This window comes from Brackiella oedipodis DSM 13743, assembly GCF_000621025.1.
Classification (GTDB): domain Bacteria; phylum Pseudomonadota; class Gammaproteobacteria; order Burkholderiales; family Burkholderiaceae_B; genus Oligella; species Oligella oedipodis.
This window is the reverse complement of the sequence record NZ_KK211205.1, coordinates 51548-68545: the sequence shown is the minus strand read 5'-3', so window position 1 is coordinate 68545 and position 16998 is coordinate 51548. Positions and strand designations below refer to the sequence as shown.

Annotated in this window: 16 protein-coding genes; 6 read left to right on the top strand and 10 right to left on the bottom strand. The window is 47.4% G+C overall.

The genetic code is table 11. From position 1 onward, the window contains the following. Nucleotides 1-55: 55 nt before the first annotated feature. Nucleotides 56-1330: an MFS transporter gene (locus Q335_RS0103655; RefSeq protein WP_084493533.1), complete on the bottom strand. Its 1275-nt coding sequence runs from the start codon at nt 1328-1330 to the stop codon at nt 56-58. Nucleotides 1331-1819: 489 nt separating this feature from the next. On the opposite strand from Q335_RS0103655, the gene Q335_RS09120 reads away from it, so the two are divergent. Beyond that, nucleotides 1820-3157 (top strand): HlyD/EmrA/EmrK family protein, encoded by a 1338-nt coding sequence (locus Q335_RS09120; RefSeq protein WP_084493564.1) that lies wholly within the window; start codon nt 1820-1822, stop codon nt 3155-3157. Between the two features lie 16 nt (nt 3158-3173). Then, the gene (locus Q335_RS0103645) at nt 3174-4709 is read left to right on the top strand and encodes a DHA2 family efflux MFS transporter permease subunit (protein WP_245588274.1); all 1536 of its coding nucleotides are present in this window, start codon (nt 3174-3176) and stop codon (nt 4707-4709) included. On the opposite strand, the gene Q335_RS0103640 is transcribed toward Q335_RS0103645, so the two are convergent. Beyond that, nucleotides 4706-5104, bottom strand: a complete 399-nt coding sequence (locus tag Q335_RS0103640) for an RNA-binding S4 domain-containing protein (RefSeq protein WP_028357472.1) — start codon at nt 5102-5104, stop codon at nt 4706-4708. The genes Q335_RS0103645 and Q335_RS0103640 overlap by 4 nt on opposite strands. A 34-nt stretch (nt 5105-5138) precedes the next feature. Between Q335_RS0103640 and Q335_RS09115 the strand changes: the two genes are divergently transcribed. Continuing rightward, on the top strand, nt 5139-5948 hold the full coding sequence (locus tag Q335_RS09115) for a DUF3025 domain-containing protein (protein ID WP_051532276.1): 810 nt from the start codon (nt 5139-5141) through the stop codon (nt 5946-5948). 149 nt (nt 5949-6097) lie between these two features. Here the strand turns inward: Q335_RS09115 and Q335_RS0103630 are convergent, their stop codons facing one another. The 5 genes from Q335_RS0103630 to Q335_RS0103610 all read right to left on the bottom strand — a co-directional run bounded on the left by Q335_RS0103630 (nt 6098) and on the right by Q335_RS0103610 (nt 9579). Further along, nucleotides 6098-6301, bottom strand: a complete 204-nt coding sequence (locus Q335_RS0103630) for a CsbD family protein (protein WP_028357471.1) — start codon at nt 6299-6301, stop codon at nt 6098-6100. Between the two features lie 224 nt (nt 6302-6525). Further along, the gene (locus Q335_RS0103625; protein ID WP_028357470.1) at nt 6526-7293 is read right to left on the bottom strand and encodes an ABC transporter ATP-binding protein; all 768 of its coding nucleotides are present in this window, start codon (nt 7291-7293) and stop codon (nt 6526-6528) included. Between the two features lie 40 nt (nt 7294-7333). After that, complete coding sequence (gene hisM / locus Q335_RS0103620) at nt 7334-8053, bottom strand: histidine ABC transporter permease HisM (RefSeq protein ID WP_028357469.1); 720 nt, start codon at nt 8051-8053, stop codon at nt 7334-7336. Between the two features lie 8 nt (nt 8054-8061). Continuing rightward, the gene (locus tag Q335_RS0103615) at nt 8062-8754 is read right to left on the bottom strand and encodes an ABC transporter permease (RefSeq protein ID WP_028357468.1); all 693 of its coding nucleotides are present in this window, start codon (nt 8752-8754) and stop codon (nt 8062-8064) included. Between the two features lie 24 nt (nt 8755-8778). Next, the gene (locus tag Q335_RS0103610; protein ID WP_028357467.1) at nt 8779-9579 is read right to left on the bottom strand and encodes a transporter substrate-binding domain-containing protein; all 801 of its coding nucleotides are present in this window, start codon (nt 9577-9579) and stop codon (nt 8779-8781) included. Between the two features lie 197 nt (nt 9580-9776). On the opposite strand from Q335_RS0103610, the gene Q335_RS0103605 reads away from it, so the two are divergent. The 3 genes from Q335_RS0103605 to Q335_RS0103595 all read left to right on the top strand — a co-directional run bounded on the left by Q335_RS0103605 (nt 9777) and on the right by Q335_RS0103595 (nt 13698). Then, the gene (locus tag Q335_RS0103605) at nt 9777-10706 is read left to right on the top strand and encodes a LysO family transporter (protein WP_028357466.1); all 930 of its coding nucleotides are present in this window, start codon (nt 9777-9779) and stop codon (nt 10704-10706) included. A 99-nt stretch (nt 10707-10805) separates the two neighbouring features. Further along, nucleotides 10806-12242, top strand: coding sequence for a DUF2868 domain-containing protein (locus tag Q335_RS09110; RefSeq protein ID WP_084493531.1), 1437 nt, complete (start codon nt 10806-10808; stop codon nt 12240-12242). Nucleotides 12243-12318: 76 nt separating this feature from the next. Continuing rightward, a complete protein-coding gene (locus tag Q335_RS0103595) occupies nt 12319-13698 on the top strand; it encodes a DUF3482 domain-containing protein (RefSeq protein ID WP_028357465.1) in 1380 nt (459 codons plus the stop codon). 157 nt (nt 13699-13855) lie between these two features. Here Q335_RS0103595 and Q335_RS0103590 read toward each other — a convergent pair whose 3' ends face one another. Genes Q335_RS0103590 through Q335_RS0103580 form a run of 3 tightly spaced genes read right to left on the bottom strand, consistent with a single transcriptional unit; the run spans nt 13856 to nt 16763 of the window. After that, complete coding sequence (locus tag Q335_RS0103590; RefSeq protein WP_028357464.1) at nt 13856-14347, bottom strand: TPM domain-containing protein; 492 nt, start codon at nt 14345-14347, stop codon at nt 13856-13858. Then, the gene (locus Q335_RS0103585) at nt 14337-15320 is read right to left on the bottom strand and encodes a TPM domain-containing protein (protein ID WP_245588273.1); all 984 of its coding nucleotides are present in this window, start codon (nt 15318-15320) and stop codon (nt 14337-14339) included. The genes Q335_RS0103590 and Q335_RS0103585 overlap by 11 nt, the downstream gene beginning before the upstream one ends. A gap of 57 nt (nt 15321-15377) precedes the next feature. Next, a complete protein-coding gene (locus Q335_RS0103580) occupies nt 15378-16763 on the bottom strand; it encodes an FAD-binding oxidoreductase (RefSeq protein ID WP_028357462.1) in 1386 nt (461 codons plus the stop codon). Nucleotides 16764-16998: the final 235 nt, after the last annotated feature.

Sequence of the window (16998 nt, the reverse complement as noted above, 5' to 3'; positions counted from 1 at the left end):
TCTAAGGTCGACCCCATGGCTACAAATAAGCGATGTCCGAAGACATCGCTCTTTTTTAGTCAGGCACCACCGGTTCATGTAATTTACTTGGAATAAATAAGAGCGCCACTACGCCAGAAATAATATAAGCAGCGCCTAAGAACATCATGCCAATCGTGAAATTATAGTGTGCGGCCACAAAACCAATAATAGTGGGCCCAATGGCTGAAATCGCTTTGCCTAAGTTCATGACCCCACCAATCGCTGCACCTCTGAAGTGACTTGGGAAACTCTCTGATAAATAGGCGGCCATAATACCGTAAGAATTCCCTAAAAAGCAGCTACATAGAATAATCCACATCAAGGCGTTATCTGGATGACCGTAATAAGACATCATTGGCATGAGCACCCCTGTAACCGCCGCCATGATGAAGAAGACAGCGCGTGTGCCGAATTTATCGGCGATGAGTGCTGACAAAAAGCTCGTAATGCTGCTGACTAATGACACATACAACATATAAGTGGTCATGGTGTCATACGATAAACCAAGTTGTTTTTCGATGAAATAAGGTAACCACAAAAACGTGCCATACAAGCCAAATTGAATAAAGCCAGAAGCAAAAATCCAAAATATAAAGATTTTGAGGGAAGCCTTGTCTTCATACAGCGCCTGCCAAGGATTGCTCCCATGTTTTTGGGCACTCGCCTTGCTAGTCGCTTGTTTGAGCTTAAGCCAGACCGCTGACTCTCTGACGACAAAGGGCATCACCACTGCAACAGCCGCCGGCGCTAACATAACCCAATACATCATGCGCCAGCCCCAAACAGGCACAATGCTATGTGCCATCTGGGCCAACAGCATATTGCCAACACTCATGCCGATAATCAATAAGGTCATAAAGGTGGTGCGGATTTTTGGGGGCAGTGATTCGGACATCAAGGTCACCGTCGACACATAGATTGCTGACATAAAGACAGACGCTAAAAAGCGCAAGATGATAAAGCTCTGAAAACTATGGGTGTAACCTTGCAAAAAGGTAAAGACACTACAAAAAAACAAGGAAAAGGCATAGGTCTTGACGCGGCCAAACTTATCGCTGGACCAACCGCCCACAATGCCTCCAAGCGCCAAACCAATCAAGGTCACCGTACCCACGCTACCAGACTGCGTCAGCGTGATACTAAACTCCTGCTGCATGTCCTTAAGAGTAAAGGAAAACAAGTTAAAGTTGATAGCTTCTGCAGCCGTACCAATCACACAAAAAATAAACTTAAGCAGCCAAGAATCACGCCACGAAGCCGTGCTAGAAGGCATCGATACAGGACTTGAACTGTGTAGATTTTGCGACATAAGCAACTCCCCCCCAAAAGATAGATTTTGCAACTATTTATTGCATTCTATAAAGAGCCCCATGGATTGAATATAAGTCATTTCCCTATTGCCGTAAGTACTGAATTTTTCTCATAATTATCTTTATTTATCAATAGATTACGGTTGCAAAGATTCACTTGCGATGAGCTTATTAGAGATTATTGCCCTACAATTTTTGAACGCCTAATGGGAGCCATTTTGCGCAGGCAAATCGCGCTATTGTGCAGATGTAAACGTAAGCTCTAGCCTAGAATTGGCCTGAAAAAGTTAGCAGAATGATCTGCACGCAAAAACCACTGTATTTTCGTTTTTGTACCACAAATAGTATTTGTATATTGACAAATTATCTGCCTAGTCAGATAATATCTTGCCTAGCTAAGTTAAGGCGACTTTAAGACGCTAATCTACTGATTTTAAGGTAGAAACTGGCTTAGTTAACCCCTTTTTGCCACTTTGACTGAGCTCATCATGACAGCAAATTCCAGCCCTAATTCCAGCAGCCCCGCTCAACCTTCTGTCCCTGCCGACGAGACAGAGGAGCAACTGATTAAGCGTCATAAACGCCGACGCCTATTAAGCATCGCTTTACTTGTCCTGCTCTTAGTCGTCCTCGCTTGTTTTTTGTACTACTACTTGTATGCCCGCTGGTACGAAGACACCGATAATGCCTATGTCCAAGGCGATCTTGTACAAATCACCCCTCAAGTCAGAGGCACAGTGGTCGCCATCAATGCGGATGATGGTGATTATGTCAGTGCCGGGCAAGCCTTGGTTGAACTTGACCCCGCCGATACTGAGGTCAAACTCGATAAGGCTAAGGCAGATTTAGCCAATACCGTTCGTCAAGTACGCAGTCTATTCAGCCAAGCCAAGGGCGCGCATTCGGATACTCATGCCCAAGAAGCCCTGGTCAAGGCGCAAGAAGACGAGGTCAAAGCGGCTAAAGCCAGTCTCGATAAGGCGGCCGCCGATACCAAACGGCGTCGTGCGCTAGTACAAAGTGGCGCCGTTTCGGCGGAAGAATACGCCCATATACAAGATACTTACACACAGGCTTCTAGTCGTTATCAAGCGGCTCTCAGTAATTTAGCCGCCACTAAAGCGCAACTGAGTTCTGCCCAAGAAAATGCCAATGTACGCCAGGTGATGGTCGATCATGTTTCCGTACCTGAGCACCCCTCCGTCAAACAAGCGGCAGCACAACTCAAAAGTGCGTATTTAGACTATGTCCGCAGCCGCCTACTCGCCCCTATCAATGGCTATGTAGCCAAACGCACCGTGCAGCTTGGTCAACAAGTCAATCCCGGCGAGAATCTGCTAGCTGTCGTACCGTTAGACAAGGTTTGGGTCGATGTCAATTACAAAGAAACACAAATGACGAATATGCGTATCGGTCAAGCAGTCAAACTACATTCTGATTTATATGGCAGTCAGGTCGAATACGATGGTCAAATCACGAGCCTGGGGATGGGCACGGGCAGTGCTTTTGCGCTCTTACCTGCGCAAAACGCCACCGGTAATTGGATTAAGATCGTGCAACGTTTACCCGTGCGCGTTAGATTTACAAAACCAGAACAATTACAAAAGTATCCGCTACGGATTGGTCAATCGATGATCGCTACGACTAAGCTTTCAGACACCGATGGTGCCTTGCTATCAGACGCTGTCGATACTAGTAATATCGTTCGTACCGATGTCTTTAAGCACCAGTTGCAAGAAGCCGAGCAAATGATTACGCAGATTATCAAAGACAATATGCAAGTCATGAGCAGCGTCCGCCTCTTCCCTTCTGCCGCCAGTCACTAAGTGAATAAAAAGCATTATGGCCAACTCCCAAGCGACAACCATGGCTACCAATAGCAGCGCTGCGCCGCTCAATCTTCCTGTGACATCGTTTGCACTCTGTTTAGCGGTGTTTATGCAAGTGCTCGATGGCACCATTGCAAATGTGGCCTTGCCCACCATCGCCGGCGAATTGGGTGCCAGCGCCTCTCAAAGTACGTGGATAATTACGGCCTTTGTGGTTTGCAATGCCATTACCTTACCCTTGACTGGTTTTTTGGCCAAAACCTTCGGTGAGGTCAAACTATTTGTGGCGTGTACCTTTTTGTTTGTGGTGACCTCTTTTTTGTGTGGCATTGCCACAGGATTGCATGAACTCGTACTGTTTCGAGCCTTGCAAGGGGCGGTGGCGGGTCCTATGTATCCACTTACACAAAGCCTGATGATTTCGATTTATCCCAGCAATAAGCGTGGTTCGGCCCTGGCGACGCTGGCCATGGTCACGACAGTAGCACCGGTCGCTGGCCCAATTCTGGGCGGTTGGATTACCAGCAATTATGCTTGGGGTTGGATCTTTTTTATCAATGTGCCGTTGGGCTTATTGGCTAGCGCTGTTGTCTATCTGCAAATGCGTCATCGTCCACAAAGTAAAGTGCTACAAAAGGTTGACTACATCGGGCTAATTACGCTCATCGTCGGCATCGGTGCCCTACAAATTATGCTAGATTTGGGTAACGAAAGGGACTGGTTCGCCGATGATTTAATAATCACGCTCAGTATTATTGCCGCCATTGGTTTAAGCCTTTTTGTGTACTGGGAATTAACTACCCAAAATCCCATCGTCGATTTAGGCTTACTGTTCAAACACCGTAATTTTGGCTTAGGTACCTTGTGCTTAATGCTAGGTTTTGCGGCCTTTTTCGGCATTAATTTATTGATACCCCTTTGGGCGCAGCAAGTCTTGCGTTATGACCAACTCTGGACTGGCTGGGTAGCCGCGCCGATGGGCATCCTACCGATTATTTTCGCCCCTATTTTGGGACGCTACGCCAATCGCCTTGATATGCGCTGGCTCGCGACTTTTGCCTATTTGGTGTTTGCGGCGACTAGTTTTTGGCGGGCTCACTTCAATACCGAGATCTCAGCCAGCTATATTGCTTTTACGCAATTTATCCTAGGCCTAGGGGTGGCCTGCTTTTTTATGCCATTATTGACCATTTTAATGTCTGATCTGAGTGGTTCCGAAATCGCCAGTGGCTCTGGGGTTCAAGCGTTTTTAAGACAAGTCGGTAGTAGTTTTGCGACTTCCTTAACCATTTATTTTTGGCAACATCGCAGCATTATTCATCATGCCGACTTGGCAGTACATATCAATCCACAGAACCACGCCGCCATGCAAACGATCGCGCTCTTTGACGACCCGCAGCGGGGTTTAGCCAGTATTAATCAATTGATAGATCAACAGGCGGCACAAATGGCTTTTAATGATTACTTGTATATGTTGGGCTGGATATTTTTGAGCCTAGTGGTGCTTGTGTGGCTAACCAAACGCGTTGACCCTAACAAACATCACTAATCGTCCCAGTGATCCCGAAAGCGCTCTAAATCACGGCGCTGACGCTTAGTAGGTCGCCCATGTCGGATACTCTCGGCAGGCTCAAAAGCCAAGCGACGGCTTTCAGCGAGTTGTTCTCTTTTGAGAATGCTTTCTGGCGTTTCTTCGTAAAGGGTTTGAGCGACTTTGGCGGGACCGCGCACATTGCTTAAGGCTTTGACGATGACGGTTTTGTGTTCACGTTGTAGCTTAATGAGGATTTCATCACCTATCTTGACTTCACGCGAAGGTTTTACATTTTGCTGGTTTATTTGTACACGATCTTTATCGATTTGTTGTGTGGCAATTGAACGGGTCTTAAAAAAGCGCGCGGCCCATAACCACTTATCGATGCGCACCGATTCGAGTTCTGCCATAAGAAGTCCTGTCTCGTCCTTTATAATGAGCTGCATGGATAACTACAATTTGCATAGTGGGGAGCGCTTCAGAGCCGCCTTAGCATGCTTACACAAGCTAGACTTGAAGGCCCCTTATTGGCACCATTATAGCCCATGGCTGGCACAGGCCCTGAGCGATGCGCAGCGAGCACCGCTCAGTTGTGCTGACTTCTTAAACCTTTATAAACCTGACGATCTTCAGTATCGTTTTATCAATCAAGCCCACTTGCCCAGCCACTTTATCTACGAAGATTATATTTTTAAACAGCATGAAATTCCCAGCAGGGATAATTTGCACGATTTCTTTAATGGTTTATGTTGGTTTCGCTTCGCAAGCAGTAAGATACGCATGAATCAATTGCACCAAGACGAGATCCAGCGTTTGGGGGGGACCAAAGTGCGGGGTTGCGTTCGCGACGCCCTCACGCTACTCGATGAAAATGGTCTCTTATTGCAGTGCACGGATGCGCTTTGGCACGCCATCGTCCACAAAGATTGGTCAACGGCTTTTATAACACTGCGCCATGAGTGGTCCACGTGCCACATCCATATCATTGGCCACGCTCTCCTAGAAAAACTCGTCCGTCCTTACAAAGCCATCACCGCTCATGTCTTACGTCTGCCGCCATGTGACTTAACTGCAGTCGACGAGAGTCTGCGACAACGCCTAACGGCGGATTATTTGGCAAGTAAGCCATTTGTACCTTTACCCGTGATGGGTATCCCCGCTTGGCATCCTGAACAAGACACGACCTTTTATAACGATAGGCAGGTATTTCGTGAGCCAAAGCGGCAGAGTCATTCAGCCACGCTTCGGCCTTAGGTCACACACCTTGGCCTGCCTTTTTGATTAAGGCATTAATCGCCACACAACTCTGCACACAAAAAAAGCACCTTATCGCCTGATAAGGTGCTACTGGAGATGAAGGTAGCGAAGAATAAAAACATCATTCGCTACAGTTGCAATCCAAATTAATCTTTGTGATTGCTTAAGAAGTCGTTAACTTCTTTTTCGGCTTCTTCTTTAGTTTTGCCGTATTTTTCTTGAACACGACCAGCTAATTTTTGAGAGCTGCCTTCAGCTTCAGTTAAATCGTCATCAGTAAGATCACCCCATTTCTCTTTGATGGCGCCTTTAAGTTGTTCCCATTTACCTTTTAGAGTATCTTCATTCATAGCTAACTCCTTTGAGTTGATAAAATTAAGTCTACTTCTGTGATAACCGGCAATGATTTGTGCTGGTTGATTCACTCACCATCTTAGACCATTTGACGGCAACTGTCAGGGTTATTATGTAACAAAGTTTGGAAGTTGGTTTTAAATTACGTTAATAAAATCAATTGGTTAAAGGGTGGCACCGCAATCTTTCTTACAATTAAGCAGCACTAAGCACGCATGTCTTATTTGAGATTACCGGACAAGAATTGTTGTAAACGTTCTGTTTTTGGATTGCCGAGTACATCCGCCGGTGCCCCTTCTTCGACGACCACGCCGTTATGTAAAAACATGACATGAGTGGCTAAATTACGGGCAAAGCCCATCTCGTGGGTGACCACAATCATGGTCCGGCCCTCTTCAGCCAGTTTTTGCATGACCTTGAGTACTTCACCGACCAATTCAGGGTCGAGCGCTGACGTCGGTTCGTCAAACAACATCACCTCTGGTTCCATGGCTAAGGCGCGAGCAATCGCCACCCGTTGTTGCTGACCGCCAGACAGTTGCGATGGGTATTTGCTCTCAACACTTTCTGGCAGGCCGACTTTTTGAAGGTACATTTTGGCACGTTCAATCGCTTCTGACTTGGCAATACCCAAGACATGTACTGGCGCTTCGATAATGTTCTCGAGTACTGTCATATGTGACCAGAGGTTAAAGTGCTGAAACACCATAGATAATTTGGTCCGAAAGCGTTGCAACTCACTTTCGCTTTTTACCTTGAGTTGACCTTTTTTGCCGGCTTCTAGCCCTAATTCTTTGCCGTTTAAAAAGATGCGACCCTGATTGGGTTGCTCTAAAAAATTAATACAACGTAAAAAGGTACTTTTGCCAGAGCCACTTGAACCAATGATGGCAATCACATCTCCAGCCTGAGCCCTTAAGGAGACGCCTTTGAGGACTTCGTTTTTGCCATATGATTTGTGAATTTCTTCGACCTGAAGTTTATACATTACTATCCTTTAATCCGAGCTAGGTACGGTATTCTGTGTATTACTTGGCTTGAGCTAAAAAAGCCAACGCACGTTTTTCCCAGAGCCTAAAGAGCCATACAAAGATAAAGGCCAAGCACATATACAAGAGTGCGGCAGTGCCGTAGGAATAAAACGTTAAATAAGTTTCTGAGTTGACATCGCGAGCGACTTTGAGGATATCCGGCACGGTGGCCGTAAAGGCTAACGATGTTGAGTGCAACATTAAAATGACTTCATTGCTATAAGCTGGCAGTGCCCGTCTAAGCATAGAAGGAATAATTAAATAACGATAGATCTGAAATTTACTCATCCCATAAGCTTGTGCGGCTTCGATTTCACCACTTGGCGTGGTTCGTATATAGCCAGCAAACATCTCTATGGTATAAGCCATGGTGTTGAGCACCAGTGACAGTACCAAGCAGTGATAACCGCTCGCAAAAAAATGGCTAAGCGTGGCATTATTGTGAATAAACCCCACCCCTATCATGCCGCTGTAAATCAGCAATAATTGTATGTATAAAGGCGTGCCACGAAAAACGTAGGTAAAGACATAAACAGGCCACTTTAGCCATGGTTTTTTGGAGACGCGTGCAATCGATAAGGGCAAGGACAAACAAAAGCCAATCGCCAAAGCGACCACCAAAACCCAGAGGGTCACCGCCAGCCCTGACCATTCGGTGCCATCCCAATAAATAAAGGGCTGCCAATAATCTTTTAAGAGGTCTAAAAAATCACTCATACAGCACCTTAAAACAACTCGGTGCTTTTGACACCGCTAGAATACTTGCGCTCTAATAAATAAAGAACAATGTTTGAGACGGTAGTGAGAGCGAGATAGATTAAGCCCGCCACCGCAATAAACAAAAAGACCTTGCCCGTGGCTTGACCCGCCGATTGGCTGATTTCGACTAGGTCACTCAGACCGATAATGGAGACCAGTGCTGTGGCCTTGAGGACAACAAGCCAATTGTTACCAATCCCTGGCAGGGCAATACGCATCATTTGCGGGAATAAAATTCGATAAAAAACACCCCAGGAGGTCATGCCATAGGCCTTGCCTGCTTCGAGCTGCCCCTTGGGCACACCAATAAAAGCTCCCCGAAAGGTTTCAGCAAAATACGCCCCATAAATAATGCCAATCGTCAGGGCGCCCGCCCAAAAGGCATCGATACGGATCATATTCAGGCCGATCATATCGGTGATCTGATTGAGCCCCATTTGGATACTAAAAAAGAGCAAGAGCATGAGCACCAAATCAGGCACACTGCGCACCAGCGTTGTATATAAATTACCCAGAGCGCGCAGCAATAAACCGCCAAAAAGTTTGGCGGCCGCGCCTAGCAAGCCCATAACAAAAGCCACAAGCAAAGACAATAATGACAGCTTAATGGTTTCTAGGGTGCCATTTAGTATTTGTGGACCATAACCTTCTAACAACATGCGTCCCTTTGTGCCAAATTGGCTTTAATGAGTGATGAATTTAATTTCATCATCTTTGAAATATTTTTTGGAAAGTTGCTCAATCGTACCGTCAGTTTGCAACGCTTCGATGGCCTCATCCACTTTATTTTTGAGTTCATCAGAATCTTTACGTAAACCAATCGCTACTTCGTTGTTAAGAATAGGATCGTGTTGCAGAGGTTCTCCCACAAACTCAAAATCTTTACCCTGATCTTTACTCAAGAAACCCGCTTGGGCATTTGGTTTTTCGATGAGCGCCGCATCTAAACGACCATTACTCAGATCAGCAAAGGTCAAGGTTTGGTCTTGGTAAGCAATCACATTGACGCCTTTACGGGCCCAATGTCGACGTGCATAGGTTTCTTGGACTGAGCCTTGTAAGACACCGATTTTTTTGCCTTTTAGAACCTCAAGATCAGGTGTCAGTTGGCTGCCTTTTTTGGCAACGAGTTGACTCGGGATGCTATACAAAGGCACTGTAAAATCAATGACTTTTTTGCGCGCCTCATTCACCGTAATACTGGAATGAATCATGTCAAATTTACGCGCTTTAAGGCCCGGAATTAAGCTATCAAAAGGTTGCACCACCCAGACGCATTGGGTGTCTAGTTTCTTGCAAATCGCATTACCAACATCCACATTAAAGCCTGTAGGTTGACCATTGGTATCCTTAAACTCAAACGGCGGGTAGGCCGTTTCTACGCCGATTCTTAGTTCCTTAAGATCGCCCGCGTGTGCCTGTGCCACCACCGCTAAACTACTGACCGTTAGCGCTGACAGCAAAAGATTTTTTAGAAGTTTCATAATGGTCTCCTCAAGCATAAATTTGCATTAATCGTTAATTATAAAATGGATTGTACCCATAACAGGCGATCCGAGGCGTTTCATGTAAAAAGATGTGTCAAAATCAACTATTTAAGTGGTGTTATGTGGTTTTACTACCATTTTAGCCCGCTCTCTTTTCGTTGCTGTTTTGTTTTTACCAAAAATTAGCCATGCTCATGCAAATTCTTTCGGGTATTTGGCCTATTGCCCTCGCCTTAGTGATCGGTCTCATCAGTGCCACTTATCTACCCAAGGCTCTCAAACACTGGCTCATCACCTGTATCGGGCGTTTTATTAGTTTGCTACTCGTGGCCATCGGTTATAACTTTGCGGCCAATCTAGAGCGTTTAGGCAGTGTCACTAAACTCATCGGCCAAGCCCTACTTTATGCTGGGGTCATCAATTTGTTTATCGTTATCGCGATAACACTGATGTTTGGTGTCACTCATGCGCAAGCCTTAGTACGTCATGGCCACCATTGGCGGCAGGTGATCTGGGATTGCGCGCATGCCTTTCTTTGTTTGGCGCTGGGCATGGGATTGCAGTTTATGGTGCAGAGTCTCGGGGGGCTTGCCGTTCATCGACTCAATATTGATTATTTTTTGTATGTCTTGTTATTTTTAATCGGGATCGATATTCGCTGCACACAATTTTCGGTACAACGCCTAAGCCTCAGGGTCTTCGTCTTGCCCTTGATCATCATTGTGGTGTCATTAGCCGCGAGCGCTCTATTGGCGCATTTGCTTGGCATGAATCGGCAACTTGGTCTACTCGTAGGTAGTGGCTTTGGATGGTTTTCCTTGTCAGGGGCCTTTGTGACTGCTCAATTAGGTGAGTATTACGGTGCCTTATGCATGTTGACGGATTTATTTCGCGAGATCATGTCAATTTTTATCCTTTTTGCACTGGGGCGGCATTTTCCTTATGCAGGTATTGCCACGACGGCGGCAACCGGGATGGACACGACTTTACCCATTGTACGCAAAGCCTGTGGCGAGAATTACACCGCCGTGGCCTTGTATGTGGGCTTTGTCTGCAGTGTAGCCGCGCCTTTTTTGATTGGTATTTTTGTCAGTTTGGCCAAATCAGTCCTCCCCATGGCTTAACACAGCCAAGTACAGCCACCTAGGTGTGGTCTCACGATAGCCAAGCCAGGCCTTTATAATAGTGATATTTAGTCTTTACCAATTTTGGCCGGAGTCAATATGCCAACTTCGTTTACTGCGATGTGGATAGCCGAAGCGATTCGATTACGCGAGGTCCATCATGGCCCCATCGACGATAGCGATATTATTTTTGAGGTCCGCAATCTGGATCTACCCTTATCTGCCAAGATTCAGACGCGAGCCGAGAAACTCGCGCACAGCAAACACATCGATCTCTATATTCAACGCTATCAACGCATTCTACAGCTCAGTGCCCGGCTCTTAGTGATCGTGGCGTTTTGCCTGGGGCTGGCCAGTGCCTATGCGGCACTTGGTAGTCACGGTGGTACGGTCAACTTAGTCACGGCCTGGTTAGGCTTATTGGGGCCGCATTTTTTAATGCTACTCTTATGGTGTCTCGGCCTACTGTGGCGGCGGCAAGCGGGGACATGGTTAGGCCAGCTTTGGCTCGACCTCAGTGGTAAGCTCGCTCGCGGTTCCGATCACAGTTTGCTTGTCAATGCGCTGATCCATACGCTACGCCACAAAAAACTGCTCACCCCCCTTACCTCTGGGCTCAGTCACGCTTTTTGGTTATTCTTTTTGAGTGGCTCATTAGCGGGCTTGTTGTTTTTATTGGCCACACGCAATTATCAATTTGTTTGGGCCACCACGATTTTGCCTTTGCAAACCTTTGATCAGCTTGCACATGGCCTAGCGCTGCTACCCGCGCTCTTTGGCTTTCCGAGTCCACAACAGTTGCCTTTAATCTCGCAACTCAATCAAAGCGTCCCCGAATCGCAGGCGCAATTGCAGCTCTACAGTCAATGGTCGGCCTGGTTAGTCGGTCAGGTGCTTTTTTATGGGGTGTTACCTCGCCTACTTTTGGCCATTTATTTTTTGGTACAAACTAAACGCCGCTTGCATAAGCCACAGGCCGCTTTAGATCTTAACCAGGCAGGTTTTGCTGAATTAGTACCACGCTTACAACCTAGTGTGCAATCATTGGGCATTGATGCACCAGCGCCTGCTGCCACCCCCGCATCTGCACCGCTTGATAGACAGCGCCCTGCGCATGGCAGCGGCTTAGCCATGTGTGCACTCGAACTTAATCCCGATCTAGATTGGCCAACACTCACAGCGGATGTGCACTTACAGAATCTGGGCCGCATCGACAGTCGCGAAGATCGTCAACAATTATTAGCCTACTTGGCTCAGCACGGTCCGCTCGAAGGGCTATTGATGGCTTGTGACGCTCGGCAAACGCCGGACCGCGGTATTTTAAATTTTGTGCAAAGTCTGAGTCGTAAATCTCAGCATACCGTCATATGGTTATGCCAAGCACAGCAGGCCGAGCGTCTGGCTTTATGGCAGCAGCAATTACAACAGCTCGGCTTTGAGGCTGAGGCCATTTGTATCGATGTGCACGCCGCACAAGCCCAACTGCAGGCCGACATTCAGGCCTCCCAAACGCCATCATCCCCTGCACAACCATAAATGAGTCAACAGCACGATGAATTTTGCAAACTCTTTGGATCATCTCGGTCAAACCCTCAGTCAAAAAGGCGGACAGTTGCGTAAAGCGGAACTGAAATTAGCTATTGTAGGGCATACCAATACTGGCAAGACCTCTTTGCTTCGCACCTTACTGCACAACGATCATTTCGGTGAGGTGCAAAATGCACCAGGCACTACCCGTCACGTGGAAGGCGCTCGCTTGACATTGAGTGACACCCATGGCGTGCAATGGTATGACACCCCAGGGCTCGAGGACAGTATTGCCCTGCTTGAATATATTGATCGCTTATCGCTGCAAAATGGGCAACGGCTCGACCCCGTTGCCAGCATCGAAAAATTTCTTGCTAGTCCAGAGAGTCAGGGCCGTTTTGAGCAAGAGGCTCGTGTCCTCAAACGCCTCATGGCGTGCGATGCTGGCCTCTATGTCGTGGACGTGCGCGATCCCGTATTACCGCGCCACAAAGACGAACTCGCAGTGCTCAATCGCTGTGGCAAACCATTAATACCGATTTTGAACTTTCTGCACAGCGAGCACAATTATTTAACCCAGTGGAAAGACAATTTTGCGCGTTTAGGTATCCACGTCAGTATTGAATTTGATACGGTGGCCCCGGCCTTAGATGGTGAAGTGCAGCTCTATCAAAAACTGGCTTTAGTGCTCGAAGAGCATAAGACTATCTTGCATCAATTGGCGGCACAAACGGATCAAGAACGGCGCCAACGGCGTCAGCAAGCCTGCCGACGTTTGGCGGAATTATTAATTAATGTCTGTGCCTTTAGACGTCGCAGCCAACCCGATAGTGCACAAGCTGCTGAGGTTTGGCAAACCATGCAAGAAGAGGTGCGCCGCGCCGAAAAAGACTTTATCCATGACCTTTTGCGTCTGTATCAATTCGATACTGCCATCTATCAAGATGATCCGCTACTTTTGCAAGAAGGGCGCTGGGGCATGGATTTATTCAGTCAGGAAGCGATTAAAGACATGGGTATTCAATTAAGCAAAGGGATTGCCACTGGAGCGACAGCGGGCATGGCCATTGACTTATTTACGGGTGGGCTAAGCTTAGGAGCGGCAACATTAATCGGTGGTTTAGCGGGTGGCCTCTGGCAAGGCGCCGATAAATGGGGCTCGCGCTTGATGGGGCATTTACAAGGTTACCGTGAATTAACCGTCGATGAAGCCGTGCTGCGCCACTTGGCCCTGCGTGGATTGGGCCTGATTAAGCGCCTAGAAAGCCGCGGTCATGCTGCGCAAACGCCTTTACAGCAAGTCGCTCTCGAAGACTCACCGCTTAAAGATCAATCCCTACCCGAATCGTTAAGTGAGGCTCGAGGCAGCACGCATTGGTCAGCGCTCAACCCAGATTTTAGAACCTCGTCACGGCGTCAAGAGGCGATTCAGTCCTTGACCGACTATTTGCAAAAGCAATTGTAAAGATACAAAAAAAGCCTAAGCACTGGGCTTAGACTTGAGTACGTCGCTCTCGCGCTTCTGCAAGAACGAAAGCGAGATAAAAACTGGCTCTAAAGTTTATGCTCTGCAAGGAGCCAAGGTACTTACTAGACGAGCGCTCATGCTCGTCTAGAAGGTATTAAAGCACGACTGGGGTATCAGAGAGCCAATTCTTTTCGTCATTTTCAGAGGGTGGGCACACTCGAATCAAGACCTCAGTGATGGCATTAATGGCATCATTAATGCCTTCTTTGTATTCACCCGCCTTAAAGCGACTCGCCATATGCTCACAGATGCGCGCCCACTCGGCATTATCGACCTCTAGACCGCGATCAGCGATGATTTCTATCGCCTGCAAATCAAAAGAGATATACAACAAAACCCCGGTATTACGAGGTGTGTCCCAAACGCCTAAACGACCAAATACTTCGAGGGCGCGCTCACGTGGAACATTAATGTGTGACGGTGTGACAGGTTCAAGCGCTAAGACAAATTCGGCTCCATGTTGGGACTCGGACAAAGCGATCTTGTCAGTTAAACGCTGTAAAACCTCCGTAGAAAAATGCTTGCGCGAAATATATTGACCCTTGATGGTCGACCAACCACTAAAATTACTTAACTTACCAACCACCTGAAGCACCTCCGCCGCCGCTCATACCGCCGCCGCCACTGAAACCACCCCCGCCGCCGAAGCCGCCGCCTCCAAAGCCACCAAAACCGCCTGGAAAGCCACCGCCACCGCCACCGCCACGACCACCACGGTGAGAATTAATCTGACGTAATTGTTCTAACGGGATGAAAAAGCGAATGATTCTTTGCAGCACAAAAGCGACGATCGCCCCGATCACACCAAAAATAATGGAACCGCTCAGTAAACCAATGACAATGCCTGCGAAAATAGCAAACATAATCCCTGGTAAAAACGTGCCCGCTATAAATAAGAAAAAAATCGTAAAGATGGAGAAGCCACCGACATCATCTTCGGCGGCATTGGCGTGTTTGCTCGGCGGTGGTAGATCCTCGCCACGAATCAGACCCGCTAAGTTGTCGACTCCAGCATTGACACCGCCCGCAAAATCATTTTGTTGGAAATGGGGCGCCACATATTCGGAAATAATGCGTGAGGCCTGTAAATCAGTAATCGCGCCTTCGAGGCCATACCCTGGCTCGATACGCATGCGTCTATCCTCTTTGGCGATCACAAACAGCACACCATCATCGATTTTTTTGCGACCAATACGCCATTGATCCATGACACGGCGCGCGTATTCCTCGATGGTTTCCTGGCCGGTGGTAGGCACCATCAGCACCGCCAGTTGTGCGCCCTTATCGGCCTCGAGTTGCGCGGATTTCTGTTCGAGCATTTGCAGTTGCTGGGCATTGAGGGTATGTGTAGTATCTGTAATCCGAGTATGTAACTCGGGTACGGCGACTAATTCTTGCGCCTGCACACCAGACACCAGAACCGAGACCATCAGTAATAACAACAAAAAGAAGGCGCCAAGACTGCGCTTAAATCGCTGCAAAAGGCGGACAGCAGATGTCTGACACCCTGCCTGCGAGGCCAAGTGGCGGGCACTTGGTGAGAGAATAGACAAACTCAAAACGGTTCCTAGAAAACGAAAAATAAACCTAGACCTACGGTCTGACTATTTTTAATATTAATCCAAGACTCGGCCTTGATTCAATAAATTGTCGCTATTGAGCAATTTTCTGAGGGCTTCTTGGATGGCAATCTCTGGCGCTGAGCGACTGCTACTCAAATACGGTTTTTTGAGGATACCTACGCCGTGTTCGGCCGTAATGCTGCCCTCATATTTCACAATAAGCGCCGACATGATCTGGTCCAAATCGTGCAGTTCTTGTTCTTTTAGTCCTGTGATGGTGGGATGTAAATTACCATCACCCAAGTGACCAAACAAGAGCAGGTGTGCGTCTTTAAAATTGTCTAGGATCGCCACTTCCATATCGTGTACAAAGGCCTTCATGTTCTTGAGCGGGAAGCTGACGTCATACGCGACATGCAAGCCTTTTTCACTAAACTTACCAATTAATTTACCAATAGCGTCACGGATATCCCATAAGCGTTGAGTCTGCTCAATGCTGTGCGGCAAGATGAGATCTTCGACTAAACCCTGCTCAACCGCGGCTTCGGCACAGGCCATAAAGCGATCATGAAAGTCTTGCGTATTAAGTCCTTCGGTTTCGACTAAGGCATAGAGTGGGTATTGACCATTAAATGGCGCCTCACGTTCGAGCGCTTGACTGGCAGCAATCAAATAATTATCCCACATCACCTCAAAGCTTGATAAATCGACTAATTGCTGACGCGCAAATTTAAGCATGGTAACCAATTGATCAAAATCTTTGAAGGCCATGAGGGCGGATTGCCGCGCTTGTGGTTTTGGAAAAAGGCGCAGAACAACACGGGTGATAATGCCATAACGCCCCTCAGTACCGATAAACAGATGTTTAAGATCCATGCCGGTATTATTTTTGAGCATACGCCGTAGCATATTGAGTACCGTACCATCTGGCAAGACCACCTCTAGGCCCAGTACTAATTCACGTGTCGTACCGTAGCGCAACACCCGATTACCCCCAGCGTTAGTGCTGACATTGCCACCAATTGTGCAGCTACCCCGAGCCCCCAGATCCAATGGGAAATACCAGTCTTTGGCTTGCACGGCTTCTGTCAGATTGTGCAATATAACCCCCGCCTGAGCCACCACAGTACCCCCTACATCATCGATTTCCTCGATTTGGGTCATATTATCGAGCGTAATGACTACCTCGCCCTCTTGCACCGTAGCCCCTGCGGCCAAACCCGTTAAGCCGCCTTGTACGACATATTTTTGGTGAAATTGACGACAGGCTTTAACGATTTGTACGACTTCTTCGGTGTTTTTGGGACGCAGCACAAGAAGGGGTAGCACCCCCTCGCGCGCAACCGTATAGTCACGCTGATATTTTTGCATGGCAGCAGCGTCAGAGAATTGACTAATCTCTGCCACCGCTTGTAGAAACTCAGAAGATAATTGACTCATAACATTCCTAATCGACGATAGCGGCTAGTGAGAACTTAGATAAGCTGCACAAAAATAGAGGTAGAAAACTAGCATACAGGCTTATGATCTGTTCGTAAGCGTTGTGCCTCATGCCTTGGTGGATTAAGGCTTAGTCTCGCGCTGTCTTAATTTGACAAAACGACTAGCTTCAATCGCTAAACCTAAACACACCTATGCTTATCCGTCCCAGCCGCAAAGCTAAAAGATTCAGTGT

What these genes read in the sequence shown, in the direction of transcription:
- Q335_RS09110 (WP_084493531.1), top strand. Translation starts at nt 10,806, where the DNA reads ATGCCAACTTCGTTTACTGCGATGTGGATAGCCGAAGCGATTCGATTA.
- Q335_RS0103630 (WP_028357471.1), bottom strand. Translation starts at nt 6,301, where the DNA reads ATGAATGAAGATACTCTAAAAGGTAAATGGGAACAACTTAAAGGCGCC.
- Q335_RS0103655 (WP_084493533.1), bottom strand. Translation starts at nt 1,330, where the DNA reads ATGTCGCAAAATCTACACAGTTCAAGTCCTGTATCGATGCCTTCTAGC.
- Q335_RS0103625 (WP_028357470.1), bottom strand. Translation starts at nt 7,293, where the DNA reads ATGTATAAACTTCAGGTCGAAGAAATTCACAAATCATATGGCAAAAAC.
- Q335_RS0103645 (WP_245588274.1), top strand. Translation starts at nt 3,174, where the DNA reads ATGGCCAACTCCCAAGCGACAACCATGGCTACCAATAGCAGCGCTGCG.
- Q335_RS0103640 (WP_028357472.1), bottom strand. Translation starts at nt 5,104, where the DNA reads ATGGCAGAACTCGAATCGGTGCGCATCGATAAGTGGTTATGGGCCGCG.
- Q335_RS09120 (WP_084493564.1), top strand. Translation starts at nt 1,820, where the DNA reads ATGACAGCAAATTCCAGCCCTAATTCCAGCAGCCCCGCTCAACCTTCT.
- Q335_RS0103580 (WP_028357462.1), bottom strand. Translation starts at nt 16,763, where the DNA reads ATGAGTCAATTATCTTCTGAGTTTCTACAAGCGGTGGCAGAGATTAGT.
- hisM (WP_028357469.1), bottom strand. Translation starts at nt 8,053, where the DNA reads ATGAGTGATTTTTTAGACCTCTTAAAAGATTATTGGCAGCCCTTTATT.
- Q335_RS0103615 (WP_028357468.1), bottom strand. Translation starts at nt 8,754, where the DNA reads ATGTTGTTAGAAGGTTATGGTCCACAAATACTAAATGGCACCCTAGAA.
- Q335_RS0103605 (WP_028357466.1), top strand. Translation starts at nt 9,777, where the DNA reads ATGCAAATTCTTTCGGGTATTTGGCCTATTGCCCTCGCCTTAGTGATC.
- Q335_RS0103610 (WP_028357467.1), bottom strand. Translation starts at nt 9,579, where the DNA reads ATGAAACTTCTAAAAAATCTTTTGCTGTCAGCGCTAACGGTCAGTAGT.
- Q335_RS09115 (WP_051532276.1), top strand. Translation starts at nt 5,139, where the DNA reads ATGGATAACTACAATTTGCATAGTGGGGAGCGCTTCAGAGCCGCCTTA.